This window comes from Serratia sp. Je.1.23.a, from assembly GCF_051129805.1.
GTDB lineage: Bacteria > Pseudomonadota > Gammaproteobacteria > Enterobacterales > Enterobacteriaceae > Serratia > Serratia liquefaciens.
This window is the reverse complement of sequence record NZ_JBCPSR010000003.1, coordinates 330,380-347,061: the sequence shown is the minus strand read 5'-3', so window position 1 is coordinate 347,061 and position 16,682 is coordinate 330,380. Positions and strand designations below refer to the sequence as shown.

General features: G+C 58.4%; 11 protein-coding genes. 6 read left to right on the top strand and 5 right to left on the bottom strand.

The features are described 5' to 3' along the window. Positions 1 to 44 precede the first annotated feature (44 nt). Positions 45 to 1,640 carry an ABC transporter substrate-binding protein gene (locus AAZT04_RS13880; RefSeq protein ID WP_115058366.1) on the top strand — a complete coding sequence of 532 codons (1,596 nt, stop codon included), beginning with the start codon at positions 45 to 47 and terminating at the stop codon, positions 1,638 to 1,640. Positions 1,641 to 1,821: 181 nt separating this feature from the next. Here the strand turns inward: AAZT04_RS13880 and AAZT04_RS13875 are convergent, their stop codons facing one another. After that, positions 1,822 to 4,101: a TonB-dependent siderophore receptor gene (locus AAZT04_RS13875; protein WP_020827974.1), complete on the bottom strand. Its 2,280-nt coding sequence runs from the start codon at positions 4,099 to 4,101 to the stop codon at positions 1,822 to 1,824. Between the two features lie 319 nt (positions 4,102 to 4,420). On the opposite strand from AAZT04_RS13875, the gene fes reads away from it, so the two are divergent. The 3 genes from fes to AAZT04_RS13860 are packed head-to-tail and all read left to right on the top strand — an operon-like array spanning position 4,421 to position 9,949. Beyond that, positions 4,421 to 5,791: an enterochelin esterase gene (fes, locus tag AAZT04_RS13870; protein ID WP_434680535.1), complete on the top strand. Its 1,371-nt coding sequence runs from the start codon at positions 4,421 to 4,423 to the stop codon at positions 5,789 to 5,791. After that, the gene (locus tag AAZT04_RS13865) at positions 5,766 to 5,972 is read left to right on the top strand and encodes an MbtH family protein (protein WP_434680533.1); all 207 of its coding nucleotides are present in this window, start codon (positions 5,766 to 5,768) and stop codon (positions 5,970 to 5,972) included. Before fes ends, AAZT04_RS13865 begins: the two co-directional genes overlap by 26 nt. A gap of 32 nt (positions 5,973 to 6,004) precedes the next feature. Next, positions 6,005 to 9,949: an enterobactin synthase subunit F gene (locus tag AAZT04_RS13860; RefSeq protein WP_434680531.1), complete on the top strand. Its 3,945-nt coding sequence runs from the start codon at positions 6,005 to 6,007 to the stop codon at positions 9,947 to 9,949. A gap of 77 nt (positions 9,950 to 10,026) precedes the next feature. On the opposite strand, the gene AAZT04_RS13855 is transcribed toward AAZT04_RS13860, so the two are convergent. The 3 genes from AAZT04_RS13855 to fepD are packed head-to-tail and all read right to left on the bottom strand — an operon-like array spanning position 10,027 to position 12,922. After that, positions 10,027 to 10,827, bottom strand: coding sequence for an ATP-binding cassette domain-containing protein (locus tag AAZT04_RS13855; RefSeq protein WP_020827970.1), 801 nt, complete (start codon positions 10,825 to 10,827; stop codon positions 10,027 to 10,029). Further along, positions 10,824 to 11,849 (bottom strand): iron-enterobactin ABC transporter permease, encoded by a 1,026-nt coding sequence (gene fepG, locus AAZT04_RS13850; RefSeq protein ID WP_129983445.1) that lies wholly within the window; start codon positions 11,847 to 11,849, stop codon positions 10,824 to 10,826. The genes AAZT04_RS13855 and fepG overlap by 4 nt, the downstream gene beginning before the upstream one ends. Further along, complete coding sequence (gene fepD, locus AAZT04_RS13845) at positions 11,849 to 12,922, bottom strand: Fe(3+)-siderophore ABC transporter permease (RefSeq protein WP_129983444.1); 1,074 nt, start codon at positions 12,920 to 12,922, stop codon at positions 11,849 to 11,851. Before fepD ends, fepG begins: the two co-directional genes overlap by 1 nt. A 134-nt stretch (positions 12,923 to 13,056) precedes the next feature. On the opposite strand from fepD, the gene entS reads away from it, so the two are divergent. Continuing rightward, positions 13,057 to 14,325, top strand: a complete 1,269-nt coding sequence (gene entS, locus AAZT04_RS13840) for an enterobactin transporter EntS (protein WP_020827967.1) — start codon at positions 13,057 to 13,059, stop codon at positions 14,323 to 14,325. Here the strand turns inward: entS and fepB are convergent. Continuing rightward, positions 14,312 to 15,271 (bottom strand): Fe2+-enterobactin ABC transporter substrate-binding protein, encoded by a 960-nt coding sequence (gene fepB / locus AAZT04_RS13835; protein ID WP_434680527.1) that lies wholly within the window; start codon positions 15,269 to 15,271, stop codon positions 14,312 to 14,314. The genes entS and fepB overlap by 14 nt on opposite strands. A gap of 198 nt (positions 15,272 to 15,469) precedes the next feature. Here fepB and AAZT04_RS13830 point away from each other — a divergent pair, with 198 nt between their 5' ends. Further along, on the top strand, positions 15,470 to 16,678 hold the full coding sequence (locus tag AAZT04_RS13830; RefSeq protein ID WP_129983443.1) for an isochorismate synthase: 1,209 nt from the start codon (positions 15,470 to 15,472) through the stop codon (positions 16,676 to 16,678). Positions 16,679 to 16,682 lie beyond the last annotated feature (4 nt).

Genomic DNA, 16,682 nt, shown 5'->3' with positions numbered 1-16,682 from the left:
TATTGGTATCCATCGAGTCTATTTTCTATACCGGGGATGGCAGGATGAAAACAAAAACACTCACAATGACGCTGGGATTATTGGCTTTGGCAGTGATGGGCGGTGCGCGCGCCAGTACGCTGGTTTATTGTTCTGAAAGCTCACCGGAAGGGTTTAACCCGCAGCTGTTTACCTCGGGCCCGACGGTGGACGCCAGTTCGGCGACGATCTATAACCGATTGGTGGACTTCAAAACCGGCACCGTTGAGCTGCAGCCCAGCCTGGCCGAAAGCTGGCAGGTGAGCGAAGACGGCAAAAATTACACTTTTCACCTGCGCAAGGGGGTGAAATTCCAGAGCAATAAATACTTTACCCCCACCCGCGATTTCAACGCCGACGACGTCATCTTCTCCTTCATGCGGCAAAAAGACGCCAATAACCCTTATCACAAGGTTTCCAACGGCGCTTACACCAACTTTGAGTCGATGGAGTTCGGCACGTTGATCAACAACATTGTCAAAGTGGACGATAACACCGTGCGCTTTGAACTTTCGCGCGCTGAAGCCCCATTCGTGGCCGATCTCGGCATGTATTTCGCCACCATTCTCTCCGCCGAATATGCCGATGCGATGCTAAAGGCCGGTACCCCGCAGCGGGTGGACAACGACCCGATCGGCACCGGTCCCTTCCAGTTGGTGCAGTACCAGAAGGATGCGAAGATCCTCTATAAGGCGTTCGACCACTATTGGGAAGGCAAACCCAAGGTTGACCGCCTGGTGTTCTCAATTACCCCGGATGCGGCGGTGCGTTATGCCAAGCTGCAAAAAAATGAGTGCCAGGTCATGCCGTTTCCTAACCCGGCGGATCTGACACGCATGCGTCAGGATCCCAATATCCAGGTCATGGAGAAGTCCGGTCTGAATATCGGTTTCCTGGCGTTCAATACCCAGAAAAAACCGCTGGATAACGTCAAGGTGCGGCAGGCGCTGGCGCTGGCGGTGAACAAACCGGCGATCCTCGAAGCGGTGTTCCACGGCGCGGGCCAGCCGGCGAAGAACCTGTTGCCGCCGACCCAGTGGGGCAGCAATGACAAGATTGAGGATTACCCGTATTCCCCGGAGAAAGCCAAAAAGTTACTGCAAGAGGCAGGGCTGGGGCAGGGCTTTGCGATAGATCTGTGGGCGATGCCGGTACAGCGGCCCTACAACCCGAATGCCAAGCGCATGGCGGAGATGATCCAGTCCGACTGGGCGAAGATTGGCGTGAAGGCCAAAATTGTCACCTTCGAGTGGGGCGAATATCTGCAGCGGATAAAAAATGGCGAGCATCAAACGGCATTGATGGGCTGGACTACGGCCAATGGCGATCCGGATAACTTCTTTGGCCCGTTGTTTACCTGCGTGTCGGCCAACGGCGGTTCGAACTCGGCCAAGTGGTGCTATCCGCCGTTCGACAAGTTGATTTCGCAAGCGCGTGAGGAAAACGATCACACCAAGCGGGTGGCAATGTATGAACAGGCACAGGTGATGATGCATGATCAGATGCCGGCGTTGATGATTGCCCATTCGACCATTTTTGAACCGGTGCGCAAAGAGGTGAAAGGCTACGAGATCGATCCCTTCGGCAAACACATCTTCAAACAGGTTTCGCTGGAGAAATAATAAAAAAGGGGCTGCATGGCAGCCCCTTAGGTCGTTGGCAATCGGCTCTGCTTTTTTATGGTAGGGGCGCTGCATGCAGCGCCCAGTTGCATAAACACTGGATTTAATCGGGTCGAACATGTTCGACCCCTACCGGTTTAGCCCCTTAGTGGGGGTTAGCAGTCTTGATTAAGTTGGCCGTTTAGAAATGGGTATTCACGCTCATATAGTAAGTACGGCCCGGTTCGTTGTAGGTGGCGGCACCTGCACCGGCAATGTTAATGGCACCGGTGGTTGGGTCACCCACGTTCTGCGAGTTACCTTCGCGGAACTGACGTTTGTCGAACAGATTGTCGATACCCGCCGTCAGGCTGATGTTTTTGGTCACATCATAGGTCGCGCTGGCACCGACCACGGCGTAAGGGCTGACTTCCTTGGTTTCGGTACCGCTGACCGGTTTACCCTGGTAGTTGTACTTCTTCGGTTTCTGACGGCCGTACCAGGTCAGGGTCGATTGCATCGACAGGTCCTGGGTTGCTTGCCAGCTCAGCGTCGAGTTGATGGTGAACTTGGGGATCACCGACAGGTAGTCGCCGGTGCTCTTGTTCTTGTTCTCGATCATATAGGTGGCGTTGTTGCTCCAGGAGACGGTCTCGCTGACCGGCACGTTCAACGTGCCTTCCAGGCCCTGGACTACCGCTTTCGGCACGTTTTCCCATTGGTACACGGCTGTGCCGGTGCTGCTGGTGCCGATACGGCTATTGCCCGCTTCGATTTTATTGTGGTAATCGTTGCGGAAATAAGTCACGCCGGCCAGCCAGCCTTCATTGTGGAATTCCAACCCGACTTCTTTATTGACGCTGGTTTCTGCCTTCAGGTCGTCGTTACCCAGCAGGTAGCAGCCATTTTTGACATCGCTGGACGAACACCCCTGACCTTTGCTGTACAGCAAATAGTTCTGGTTGGTCTGGTACAGGTTAGGCGCTTTGTAGGCGCGGGCGATGCCCATTTTCAGGGTGAAGTTGTCGCCCAGTTCCTGTGACAGGTTCAGCGACGGGCTCCAGTTGTTACCGGCTTCGGAGTGCAGATCGTAACGCAGGCCCGGCGTCAGCATGGTGCTGTCGGTCAGCTCCATGTTGTCTTCGGCAAACAGCGAGAAGATATGGGCGGATGCGTAAGGGCTACGAGTACCGCTACCTTGACCGGGAATGGTGCCCCCCATCATCGTTTGGCTGGTGGATGAACCGTCCTTCATGCGTTGCTGGTTCCATTCGGTACCCAGGGTGGCGGTTTGCGTCACGCCCAGTTCAAATGGCACGCTGACTTCGCTGTGCGCCAGGAAATCGTCCAGCTTGGTGGTGCCGAAGCCTTCGTTTTTAGCGTCGAAGATACCTTCGGTACCGCCGGCCAACCCTTCGTTCAGGCGGGTATTGCGAGTGCGCTCGAACTGAACGTAGTTGTTGGTGCTGACGCCATTGTCCCAGGCACCGCGGTGGTTAAGGCCGAAGGTCTCGCGATAGATACGGTTGGTTTCTTTGCCGTAGTTGCTCTGTACCAGCGCATTGGTGTTGGTGTTCTGAGTGTCACCGGCGTACAGGTTGCCCTGACGGCCATAGGAATACTCAAACTCCAGCGACTGCAGGTGCGCGAAGTCCCAGTGCAGCAAGGCGTCGATATTTTTATCTACTACCCCTTCACGGCCGGAAGGAATGCTGCTGGCGTAGGCACCCACCCGCTCGGATTTATGCGATTCGTTAATGTCCCAGGCATCGGCCTGAGTTTTGCTGTAACCCCCGAACAGGCGGAAGCTCAACTGATCGGTCAGCGGGCCGGACAGGCTGAAGTCGGTACGCTTGGTGGAGCCTTCCTGCTTGTGCTCCGGCACGTTGAAATAGGTGTTCAGCGAGCCGTGCAGCTCTTTGGTGTTCTTCTTGGTGATGATGTTGACCACGCCGCCGGCGGCGCCGTTGCCGTAACGGGCCGCCGCTGGGCCGCGCAGCACTTCGATACGTTCAATCATTTCCGGCGGGACCCAGGCGGTATCGCCGCGGGTATCACGCTCACCGCGCCAGCCCTGACGCACCGAGTTGCGGCTGCTGGCCGGTTTTCCGTCAATCAGGATCAGGGTATTTTCCGGGCCCATGCCGCGGATATCGATCTGGCGGTTGTTGCCGCGCTGGCCGCTGGTGGAGTTACCGGTCAGGTTAACGCCGGGCATGGTGCGGATCAGCTCGCTGATATCACGGGCTGGTGGGCGCTTTTTGATTTCGTCGGCGGTAATGGTAGAAACCCCAGGTGCCTGCAGGTTTTGCTTGGCGGCAGTGACGACAATAGTGTCTTCGGCGGCTTCTTTTTTACTTTTGGCGACCTTGTCTGTTTCTGGGCTGGTGTCAGTTTGCTGTGCGGCGTGTGCAAAAGCGGACGCGCCTAACCCTAACCCGATGAGTGTGGCTAAGGAATAACGTGATAATTTGCTGTTCATCTGAGAGTTCCTACCTTGCTGCCTTTCTCCGGGCACCGAAGCAGTAGCTCTCCGGCTATGAGAAGGGCGGTTGTAGTTTTTTGTTTTCGGAAAGAGAAACCCAATCGGCCAAGACGCAGCGGCCACGACATTGGATTCAGCGCTTAAATTCGGCATCCGTCCCTGTTGAAGAATACCTGCCCTGTTTACGAGCCTACACACACTATTGCAAACGCAAATAATTATCAATAGTATTCGACTTACCGTTTTCTTGGGCAGCGCCTCGCGCCGCGAAATTACCGGCTTTCCTGAAGCTGCCAGCTAAATAGTGAATAGGCGTTTGAAAACAAAATCCGAGTCAGAAAGCAGCAGATTATTATCAAGCAAGCACGCCGGGCGCCATGGATGGTGGCTGAATATCGCCAAACGCGGCACGCCGCTGGTGGAGCTGCAAGGGGATGGACGCGGGAAGGTCACCTTTTTATGGCGTGACCCCCAGGGATGTGAACTCACTTCAGCCTATCGACGCGTCTGGATCCACATCAATTGTCTGACCGACCATCATCAGTCGTCGCCGCCGCAGAGCCTGCAACGGCTGGAAGGGACCGACGTTTGGTATTGGCAGACCGAGCTCAGCGCCGACTGGCGCGGCAGCTACTGCTTTATCCCCTGTATGGACGACCGGCCACTGGCCCCCAGTGATGAGGATGCGCACGTTAATATGCATTCGGTCCGCCATTGGTGGCATCAGGTGTTTGCCGGTGCGACCCAGGACCTGCTGAATCCCCATCGTTCCTGGGCTGGTGTCGGCGGCCATGTATTGTCAGGTCTGCATATGCCGGAAGCGCTGCCGCAACCGGCCTGGCTGGATTTCGATCGCTATGCGGTCGCCAGCGGGCGTTGTACTCCAGCTCCCCCGGCGAAACTGCAGCGCCACAGCTGGCACAGCGAGCGTCTGGGCAATACCCGTAACGTCTGGGTTTATACCACCGGCGAAGGCGATCCAACACAACGTCCGCTGGCGATATTGCTGGACGGTCAATTCTGGGCGAGCAACATGCCGGTCTGGGATCCGCTGATGCAGTTGACCCGCGAGGGCAAGCTGCCGGAAGCGGTTTATCTGCTGATTGACATTATCGATCTCAAACACCGCTCCCAGGAGCTGGCCTGCAATGCAGATTTCTGGCTGGCGGTACAAGAAGAATTGCTGCCGCAGGTCGCCGAATGGGCGCCGTACCAGCGCGATCCTGCCCGTACTCTGGTGTGCGGCCAAAGTTTTGGCGGCTTGTCATCGCTGTATGCCGGGCTGCACTGGCCGCAGAGCTTCGGCGGGGTGATTTGCCAGTCCAGCTCTTTCTGGTGGCCACGTCGCGACATGTATCAGCTTGCGGAAATTCCGGCCGACGCCGGTTGGTTACTGCATCAGGTTGAGCAGGGCGTTGGCAAAGGCAAGCTGAAGGTGTTTATGGAAGCCGGCGTGCATGAAAAAGTGGCGCGCCGGGTCAACGATCGGATGGCGGACTTGCTGTGTGATGCCGGTCACCGGGTGCAATACCGGGTGGTGGCCGGGGGACACGATCATTTGTGCTGGCGTGGCGGCCTGATAGACGGTCTGCAGGCACTGTGGGCGGACCAATCCTCTGCCCCCTCGATCAAGCTAACCTTCACTGTCCAAGGAGTCCGCGATGGAAACTCTGAACCCGTTCGATGACGAGCAACAAAGCTGCCTGATTGTGCAGAATGATGAATTGCAATACAGCCTGTGGCCAGACTTTAGCGCAGTGCCGGCGGGGTGGACGCCGGTGTTTGGCCCGGCGGTGCGTCCGCTGTGCGTGATTTGGCTGGAACAGCATTGGCAGGATATGCGGCCCGCCTCGCTGCGTAAGGCGTGATGGCGCCAATACCGATAACAGGAGTCAGTACCTTGTCAGACCGGAATTTATTACCGACCGAACGGCCGTTCGCCACTGAACTGCCGTTGGTCGCCGCGCAACCCGGGATCTGGGTTGCCGATCAGATTTCACCGCATGCCAACGCCTATGCGGTTTCCCACTATATTGAGCTGAATGGCCCGTTGGATCAGGCGTGCCTGTTGCGTGCGATTGAGCAGGGGCTGTCGGAAGTAGATACCCTGCAGTTCCGCTTTGAAGAGCGTGACGGGGTGCCGATGCAGTGGCATGACCCCGAGCTGGCGATCCTGCCGGTAGAATACATCGATCTCAGCGAATCCCCCGATGCCGCTGCAGCGGCGCGTGCCCTCATGCAGTTGGATATGTCCGGTGATTTGCGCATCGGTAGCGGCAATGCGTTATATCGTCATATGCTGATCCGCCTGTCGGAACAGCGCTGGTTTTGGTATCAGCGTTATCATCATATTCTGGTAGATGGCTTCAGTTTTACCGCCATTGCCCGCAGAATCGCCCATATTTACACCCGGACGTTGCACAATGAACGGCCGGATCCGACGCCCTTCAGCGCATTCAGCGAAGTGGTCGAGGAATATCAGCGTTATGCGCAATCGTCCACCTCTCAGCGCGACGCTGCCTTCTGGTTGAACAAGGCGCAGCAATTGCCGACGCCTGCCACCCTTTGCCCGCAACCGTTGGCCGGGCAGACGCCAACCACCCGTATTCACCGCTTGTCACAGCTGTGCGACCGACAAGATTTCACGCAGTTGGTGAACGCCGGTCAGCAGCAGTTCAGCGTGGCAGATATGGCACTGGCGCTGGTTGCGTTGTGGGTTTCACGCCTGAGCGGACATGCCAGCTTCAGCGCCGGTTTTATCTTTATGCGCCGTACCGGTTCGGCCGCGCTCTGTGCCAACGGACCGGTGATTAACGTCTTGCCGATCGAAATGCACCTCGACCCTCAGGCTACGCTGAGCGAGGTCGCCGGTAATATTGGTCGTGAGTTAAAAACCGTTCGCCGCCATCAGCGCTACGAGGCGGAGCAGGTGCAGCGCGATCTGGGGCGAATTGGCGATGCCCAACCGCTGTACGGCACGGTATTCAACTTTAAGATGTTTGATTTCCAGTTGGACTTCGGCGGTATCGAAGGCATCACCCATGAGCTGGCCTCCGGGCCGGTCCGTGATCTGGAGATTGCGTTGTACCTCGACGAGGCCGGCACGCTGAAGGTCGATCTGTTGGCTAATGCCGAACGTTATCAGCGTGATGAGCTGGCGGCGCATCTGCAACGCCTGCCTCTGTTGTTGCGTCAGTTTGCCGCACAGCCTCAGATGCCGATTGGCGATGCCGATTTGCTCACCGAGCAAGACCGCCAACTGTTGGCCCGGGTTAATGACACGGCACATCCGGTGAAGGCGCAAACCCTTAGCGGGCTGCTGGCGGAGCAGGCGCAGAAAACCCCTGACGCCCCGGCGCTGGCCGATGCGCAGTACCAATTTACCTATCGCGAAACTCGTGAACAGGTTGCCGCGCTGGCGCGTCAGTTGACGGAGCAGGGCGTACAACCGGGTGATATCGTCGCCGTCGCCTTACCGCGCTCGGTCTTTTTGTCTCTGGCGTTAATGGCCATCGTCGAAGCCGGGGCGGCCTATTTGCCGCTGGATACCGGTTATCCTGACGAGCGTCTTGGCATGATGCTGGAGGACGCTGCGCCGCGCCTGATTATCACCGAACCGACCCAGCAGGCACGTTTTGCCGGCAAGGGTGAGATCTTGCTGTATGACGCGCCGTTGTCGATAGACAGCGCAGCCAACGTCACGCTCAATGGACCGACGCCGCATCACCCGGCCTACATTATCTTTACCTCCGGCTCGACCGGGCGACCGAAAGGCGTGTTGGTGGGGCATCAGGCGATCGTCAACCGGTTGCTGTGGATGCAACATCAGTATCCTATGGCGGCAGGCGATGTGGTGCTGCAGAAAACGCCTTGCAGTTTTGACGTTTCGGTATGGGAATTCTTCTGGCCGCTGATAGTGGGGGCCCAGTTAGTGATGGCCCCACCTGAAGCGCACCGCGATCCGGAAAAGCTGCTCCAGCTGATTGATCAACATCGTGTCACCACCATGCACTTTGTCCCTTCGATGCTGGCGGCCTTCGTCAGCGCGTTGGATGGCCCGCAGGCGGTGGCGTGTTGTGCGCCGTTACGCCAGGTATTTTGCAGTGGTGAAGCCTTGCCGGCGGAACTGTGCCGCCTGTGGCAAAGCCGCACTGCGGTGCCGTTGCATAACCTGTACGGGCCGACCGAAGCGGCGGTGGACGTCAGTTGGCATCCGGCCTGGGGCGAAGCCTTGGCTGCCGTCACTGGCGCCAATGTGCCGATTGGTTTACCGGTTTGGAACACCGGTTTACGCATCCTCGATACGCGCCTGCGGCCAGTGCCGCCGGGCGTCGCCGGTGATTTGTACCTTACCGGTGTGCAACTGGCGCACGGCTATCTGGGACGACCGGAACTGACCGCCAGCCGCTTTGTAGCCGATCCTGACGGCGATGGCGGGCGGATGTATCGCACGGGTGACGTCGCCCGTTGGCTGCCGGGAGGCGAGGTGGAATACCTTGGCCGCAGTGACGATCAGTTAAAAATACGTGGGCAACGTATTGAGTTGAGTGAAATCGATCATGCTTTGCTGTCGCTGCCGGGGATTAAACAGGCGGTGACTCACGCGCTGGTGCTGGAAAATACGCCAACCGATCCTGGCGGTGGCGATGCCCGCCAGCTGGTGGGCTATCTGGTGGCGCAGCCCGGCGTGCGCCTTGATCTGGACGCGCTCCGCGCAGCGTTGGCCGATCGCCTGCCGCCGCATATGGTGCCGGTGGCGCTGGTCGAGATGGATACTCTGCCGCTGAGCGCCAATGGCAAGCTGGATCGTAAAGCGTTGCCGCAACCGCAGGGCGCAGCCCGCGCGGCAGGGCGTGAGCCGCAAGCGGGGCTGGAGACGGCGATCGCTGCGGTGTTCGCCCGCCTGCTGCAACGCGAAACCGTGTTTGCCGACGATGACTTCTTTGCCCTCGGCGGGCACTCGCTGTTGGCGATGCGTTTGGCGGCGGAGCTGCGGCGTGAGCTGGGCAAGGCGGTGTCGGTAGGCCAGGTGATGGTGGCTTCCCGCGTGGAACAGCTGGCGCAGCTGTTGGCCGAAGAACGCACCCAGGAAGAAGCTGACAAAACCGGTTTTGACCGCGTTCTGCCGCTGCGCACCACCGAAGGACCAACGCTGTTCTGCCTGCATCCGGCGTCCGGCTTCTCATGGCAGTTCAGCGTGTTGCCGCGCTATATCGATCAGCACTGGTCGCTGGTGGGCATTCAGTCACCACGGCCGGATGGCCCGTTGGCACTGAGCGAAAATATGGACCAGGTATGCGATGCGCATCTGGAGACGGTGTTGCAAGTGCAACCGCACGGCCCGTATCACTTTATCGGTTACTCGCTGGGCGGCACTCTGGCACAAGGCATTGCCGCGCGCTTACAGGCAAGGGGCGAAGAAGTGGCTTTCCTTGGGCTGCTGGATACCTATCCGCCGGAAACGCAAAACTGGGACGTGATGTTGGATGACAACGTGTTGAAAGAAGTTCAGCGCGAACGTCAGCAGTTCCTGGCGGTGTCTGAAGATGCGCTGGAGCCGGCATTGGGCGAAACCCGCGTAGCCATGTTCGATAATATCGAAGCCAACTATGCCGATTCGGTTCGTCTGCTTTCAGCCACCCATACGGCGAACTTCAAAGGACAGGCGACGCTGTTTGTCGCGCGCCAGACGTTGCAGGAAGGGATGGATGTTCAGCAGACCTGGTCGCAATATGTGGACGCGCTACAGGTTCATGAACTGGACTGTGCGCACGTGGATATCGTTTCACCAACGTCGTTCAAGGTATTAGGACCGTTGTTGAACCGCATACTTCGCGCTTTATAATACCCAGTGATGGTAGGGGACGAATACATTCGTCCCGATTAACGCGGGCCCAGCATGCTGGGCCCCTACAATCTCGATTACTTACCTAGCGGTACCACCAACGGCGTGTGCGAGACGGGATCGTCAATGATCATGCAGCGCAGACCGTAGACCTTTTCGATCAATTCCGGCGTCACAATATCCTTCGGTGCACCCTCGGCGACCACTTTACCGTCGCGCATGGCAATCAGATGCGTGGCGTAACGGCAGGCATGGTTGAGATCGTGAAGCACCACCACCAGCGTATGGCCATTTTCACGGTTTAACTGGCGCATCAGTTCCAGCAAGTCGATCTGATGGCTGATATCCAGCCAGGTGGTTGGCTCATCCAACAGCAGCAACGGCGTTTGCTGCGCCAATACCATGGCAATCCAGACCCGCTGACGTTGTCCGCCGGAAAGCGTATCAACCGGCTGTTCAGCCAGTTCAAACACGCCGGTGGAGCGCATGGCCTGTTCGACCGCCTGCTGGTCTTCTTCACGCCAGCGGCTGAACAGGCGCTGATGCGGATAGCGACCGCGTGCCACCAGATCAAACACGGTAATGTCACCCGGCGCGGTCGAGCTTTGTGGCAACAGCCCCAACTGGCGAGCCACCTCTTTGGTGGCATAGTCGCTAATGTGTTTGCCGTTGAGCCAGATGGCACCGGCCTGCGGCTGCATCAGGCGGCTAAGAGTGCGCAGCAAGGTCGATTTACCGCAGGCATTCGGCCCGATAATGACTGTCAGTTCACCGTGCGGAATAGAAACGGAAAGGTCGCGCGCGACGATTTTTTTGTCATAGCCGAGCGTCAGGTTTTCGGCGCGTAACGGCGCGGGCTGTAAGAGTTCAGCATTCATTTTTTTCGTGACTCACGGATTAATAGCCAAATCAGATAAATGCCGCCCAGGCTGACGGTCAACACCCCGACCGGCAACTGATAAGGCATAAACAGGCGTTGCGCCGCGACATCGGCGAGCAGCAGCAACAGGGCACCCGTCAGGGCTGTCAGCAACAGGACGCTGCGGTTGGCGCACAGGCGTCGCGCAATCTGTGGGGCCACCAACGCAATAAAGGAGATCGGCCCGGCGACGGCGGTGGCGGCGGCAGTCAGGGTAACGCCGACCAATAGCAGCAGCACGCGTGAGCGCTCCACCGATACACCGAGTGCGCAGGCGGTGTCATCGCCCATCTCCAGCAGCCGCATGCGGCGGGCCAGCATCAACAGCAACAGGCAGCACAGCGCAATCACCGCCAGCACCGGCAAACTTTTCGCCCAGGTCACGCCGTTGAGCGAACCGGCGCTCCACAGTCCGGCGGTCATGGCAGACTCCAGCGAAGCGCTGATGATCAGCCAGGTATTGCCGGCCACCAGCAGGGCGCGAACGGCAATACCGACGATAATCAAACGGAATGACTCGACGCCGTTGCGCCATGCCAGCAGATAAATCAGCGCGGCAGTCAGCAAGCCACCGGCCAGTGCCCCGGAGGTGATGCCGAGAATGCCGCCGTTAAACAGCACTATTGCCACCAGTACGCCGCTGTAAGCACCGGTATTAAAACCGATGACGTCCGGGCTGCCGAGCGGGTTACGCAGCAGCGATTGGAAGATGGCGCCGCTGATACCGAGCGCGGCACCCAACAACAGCGCCATTATCACGCGAGGCAAACGCCACTGGGTAACGATCACCGCCAGGTTGGCCGGGCCTTCACCGCGTAAGGCGTCGATCACCTGCAGAGCGCTGAGCGACAAAGCGCCGGAACCCAGGGCATAAATCGCCAGTGCCAGGGCGGCAAGCAACAGCAGCAGCGCGGTTAGCGCCGGGCGCGACAAGGCGCGCATTTTGTGGTTGGCCATCAGACGGGCTGCGGACATCGACATTAGCGCTGCCTCCTGAACATATGGCGTTGACGAACCAGCATAATCAGCAGCGGTGCGCCAATAAGCGCGGTGACGATGGAAACGCGCAGTTCACCGGCGACCAGGAAGCGGCCGATCAGATCGGCGCTCAGCAGCAGGATAGGGGTCAATACCAAGGTCCACGGCAGCATCCAGTGCAACTCGGAGCCGGCCAGTCGCCGGGCAATGTGCGGCATCATCAGCCCGACAAAGGCTATCGGACCAACGGCGGCGGTGGCGCCACCGCACAGCAATGTGATCGCCAGCAACCCCAGCAACTGGGTGCGGACGATACCGGTGCCCAGCGCGGTGGCTAACTCATTGCCCATACTCAGGCTGTTCAGCGATTTGCTCATCCACAGCGTGATTGCTGTGCCCAGCAGGATCGGCAGGGCAACGGTGCGCACCACCTGCATATTTTGAATATCCAGCGAACCGGCCTGCCAAAAACGCAGCTGATCGAAGACCAGCGGGTTCAACAGGGAAATGCCGGAGGTCATGCCTTCCAGCACCGCCGCCAGCGCAACGCCGGCCAGCGTCAGGCGAACCGGGTTCAGGCTGCTGCCTCCCAATGCGCCGATCAGAGCCACCAGCAGGGCGGCAAACATCGCGCCGGCAAAGGCGAACCACAGATATTCGCCGACGTGGGCGGCACCAAAGAAAGTGATGCCCAATACCACGGCAAACCCCGCGCCGGCGTTAACGCCGAGAATGCCAGGGTCGGCCAGCGGATTGCGGGTGAGGGTTTGCATCAGCACGCCGGACAGGCCCAGGGCGATACCCGCCAGCACGCCGATCAGCGTGCGCGGCAGCCTGGCGTTGGTAATGATGGTGCAGTCGGCGCCGCTACATTGGCCGTTGAGCGCCTGGATAACCGTGTCGAAGGGGATAGATTTGGCACCGAGCGACAGGCTGAGCAGCATGACGACCAACAGGGCGCAAACGGCAATCAGCAAGCCAAGCAGCTTGCGACGAAATGAGCGGGGAGAGCCACCCGCAAGACGGTCCCTGGACAGCGGAATGGACGGTGTGCAATTGCGTGTAATCCGTAACATAACAATCCATTATTTGATTGAATATGAATGATATTTATTATCATTATTGATTGTTTTCATCTATGGTACCATGAGTCCCTTCGCTATTGCAGCACAGACGCTGCCCCTTTTCTTTAGTTGTGGTGAGAAAGCTAATGAGTAAGCCCTCTATTTTGCTTGATTTTGGCCTGCTTAAGACCAATAGCGCCTTTCGCGCTGTGTTCTGCGCGCGTTTTATTTCCATTCTGGCGCTCGGGCTGATGGCCATTGCCATCCCGGTGCAGATCCAGGCCCTGACCGGGTCGACGCTGCTGGTCGGGTTGTCCGTGACGCTGGCCGGCAGCGGCATGTTTGCCGGTTTGCTGATGGGGGGCGTACTGGCTGACCGCTACGAGCGCCGCCGTCTGATCCTCTTTGCTCGTTCCACCTGTGGTATTGGGTTTATCGGTCTTTGTTTAAATGCCGCTTTACCTGCGCCGTCATTAACGCTGATTTATCTGCTGGCGGTTTGGGACGGGTTCTTCGGGGCGGTAGGCGTGACGGCGTTGCTGGCGGCGACGCCTGCGCTGGTTGGGCGTGAAAATATCGTTCAGGCCGGTGCCATCAGCATGCTGACGGTGCGTTTTGGTTCCATTCTTTCCCCGGCGATCGGCGGGTTGGTGATTGCCAACGCCGGCGTGACCTGGAACTACGCTTTGGCGGCCTTCGGCACCTTGCTGACGTTGATCCCTTTATTGCAGCTGCCACAGTTGTTGCCACCCCCTCAGCCGCGTGAGCATCCGCTGCGCGCACTGGCCGGGGGATTTGGCTTCCTGTTTCGTAACCGGGTGATTGGCATGGTGGCGCTGATCGGCGCGTTGCTGACCATGGCCAGCGCGGTGCGAGTGCTGTACCCGGCGATGTCCGGCATGTGGCAGGTCAGTGCGGCGCAGCTGGGCTTTATGTATTCCGCCGTGCCGCTGGGCGCGGCAATTGGCGCCTTTACCAGTGGCCGGGTGGCGCACGTGGCGCGGCCGGGCTGGATGATGCTGATGACGGCGATTGGCGCGTTTGTCGCTATCGGTCTGTTCGGCCTGATGCCCTGGTACGGTCTGGCACTGTTCTTCCTGGTGGTGTTTGGCTACCTGAGCGCACTGAACTCATTACTGCAGTACGGGCTGATTCAGAACCTGACGCCGGATGCTTTCCTGGGGCGCATTAATGGCCTGTGGACGGCGCAAAACGTGGTGGGGGACGCGTTGGGTGCCCTGCTGCTGGGGGCGATGGGGGCGTTTATGTTGCCGGCCATGACTTCAACCAGCTTCGGTTTTGGCGTGGCGGTACTGGGTGTGGTGCTGGCGTTCGCGATGAAAGGTCTGCGTCAGGTGAGCCTTGGCGGGCAGGAAAGCGATCTCCAGCCCGCCGCGGGATCTACTGAGAAATAAACTGTTTTTCCAACAGCGTCAGCAGGTTGCTGGCGCTGTAGTAGTCCAGTCGGAAGGTGTCATTGCCCAGCGCATAAACCCGCTTATGCTGCACCGCCGGCAGGTGAGCGAGGAAAGGATTGGCCATCAGCCGCTGCGCATCGCTTTCGTTGTTGGCAAACAGCATCAGCGTCTGGCCGTTCAGTCCTTCCGCCAGGTTTTCCCCGGCGAGCTGAATGATGTCCTTACGCATACCCATGCTGCGGCTGTTGTTCAGCTTGTCAGACGGAACCGCCAGGGTGAAACCCAGCTGCTTGAGCATTTGCCCCTGGGAAGATTCGGCGGTCCACAGGTTGGCTGACTTGCCGTCGGCGCTGAAGACCAGAGCGGAGGTCGGTTGTTCCGGCAGCGTCATACGCTGTTTGAGCGACTTTTCGCGGCTATCGAAATCATCAACGATTTTTTGCGCCTTGGCTTCGTGCCCGGTGGCCTGGCCCAGCTCTATCGCCAGCGCCTGCCAGCTTTTGTCGTCGTAATTGACCACCAGCACCGGGGCAATGGCGGACAGCTGATCGTACAGGCGTACGGCGGAGTCGGCGCCGGTAGCGGAGATGATGATCAGGTCAGGCGCTTCACCGGCAATGGCTTCTGCGTTGGGTTCACCAATGTACAGGCGCTTTACGCCGCGCTGCGTTGCGATAGCGCTCCATTGGTGGAAAAAACCTTGTGAGTCCGCCAGACGGCTGCCGGGCGTGGTGGCGCCGCTGGCGATCACTGGCGCATCAATCGCCAGCAGGGTGCCGGTGACGGTTACGCTGGTGGAAACGATGCGGGTAGGGGGCTGCTGCAGGGTCACTACGCCGCGAGAGGTTTCGATTTTACGCGGCCAACCGGCCTCTGTGGCATGGGCTGCACCCATGGCTAACATGCCAAACAGTGCGAAGCCGAAGAACAGGTTCTTCTTCATAAAGCATTCCTTAGAATTTAAATAGTAATACTTATCATTTATATAATTAAAACTGCTGGTTTTATAGCACGATAATGAATAGAAGAACTGTTTACATTTATTGACATAGCATATTCACGAGGGTAATTTAACGCGATTCAATACAAATGATAATCATTATTATACAGGTTATTGTTCATGATACGAAAGGGAGAACCGATGAGCGTGACAGTAAAGGGTACCGGGCAGAAGAAGCCGCACAGCAAGGAGAGCGAGTCGTCCGTAGCAGGCGTGTCGCCGACCTCCGGCTTTTTCTTTACCTCTCCTTTCCGTAGCCTGAGCACCCAGGGCTGCTTCGCTAAAATCACGCTGCCGGCCCAGGGCGGGGATCAGCTTAACGGCGAGTTCCAGCAGGCGGTACGGCATGCTTTTGCCGAAGCCAAACTGGCGGGGGTGAAAAACCCGGTCCTGTGCGGCGCGATCCCGTTCGATACTCATCAACCCTCTGCGCTTTTTATTCCCCAGCACACCCAGTGGTTTGAACGCGATGCCTTTTTGGCTGACGTAACCTCACCACAGGAAGCCCTGCCGGAAATTATCAGCCAAAATGAAGTGCCGGCACAACAGCCTTTCATGCAGATGGTGGCAGATGCGGTGGAAGCAACCCGTGGTGACCAACTGGATAAAGTGGTGCTGTCACGCCTGCTGGAGATTGAAACACGCGAACCGGTAGACAGTCAGGCATTGATGGCGCGTATCATCGCGCAAAACCCGCATGGCTTCCATTTCCATGTGCCGTTGGAACAGGGAGCATTGCTGGGCGCCAGCCCTGAACTGCTGCTGCGTAAATCCGGCGCACAATTTTATTCCAACCCGCTGGCAGGCTCCGCCCGTCGTGACGCCGACCCGCAGCGGGATCGTGAAGTCAGCCAACAGCTGTTGGTTTCCGAGAAAGATCTCTACGAGCACCAGTTTGTTACCGAAGGTATGCGGCAAGTGCTGGCCGATCGCTGCAGTTATTTGAATATCCCCACCTCGCCTGAATTATTGAGCACCACCACGCTGTGGCACTTGTCTACGCCAATCGACGGCGAGGCCGCCAGTCGGGCGGAAAACGCGTTGTCGTTGGCCTGCCTGCTGCATCCGACACCGGCGCTGTGCGGTACGCCAACGGCGCTGGCGCATCAGGTGATCAAGCAACTGGAGCCTTTTGATCGCGGCCTGTTTGGCGGCATCGTCGGCTGGTGTGATGCCGAAGGCAACGGGGAGTGGGTAGTGACCATCCGCTGTGGCACGGTGCAGGGCAACCAGGTGCGACTCTTTGCCGGAGCCGGCATTGTGCAAGACTCTTCGCCGGAATCTGAATGGCATGAAACCGGCACCAAACTCAGTACCATTTCGCGGGCGTTTGGCCTGAACCAAGGATAGACAT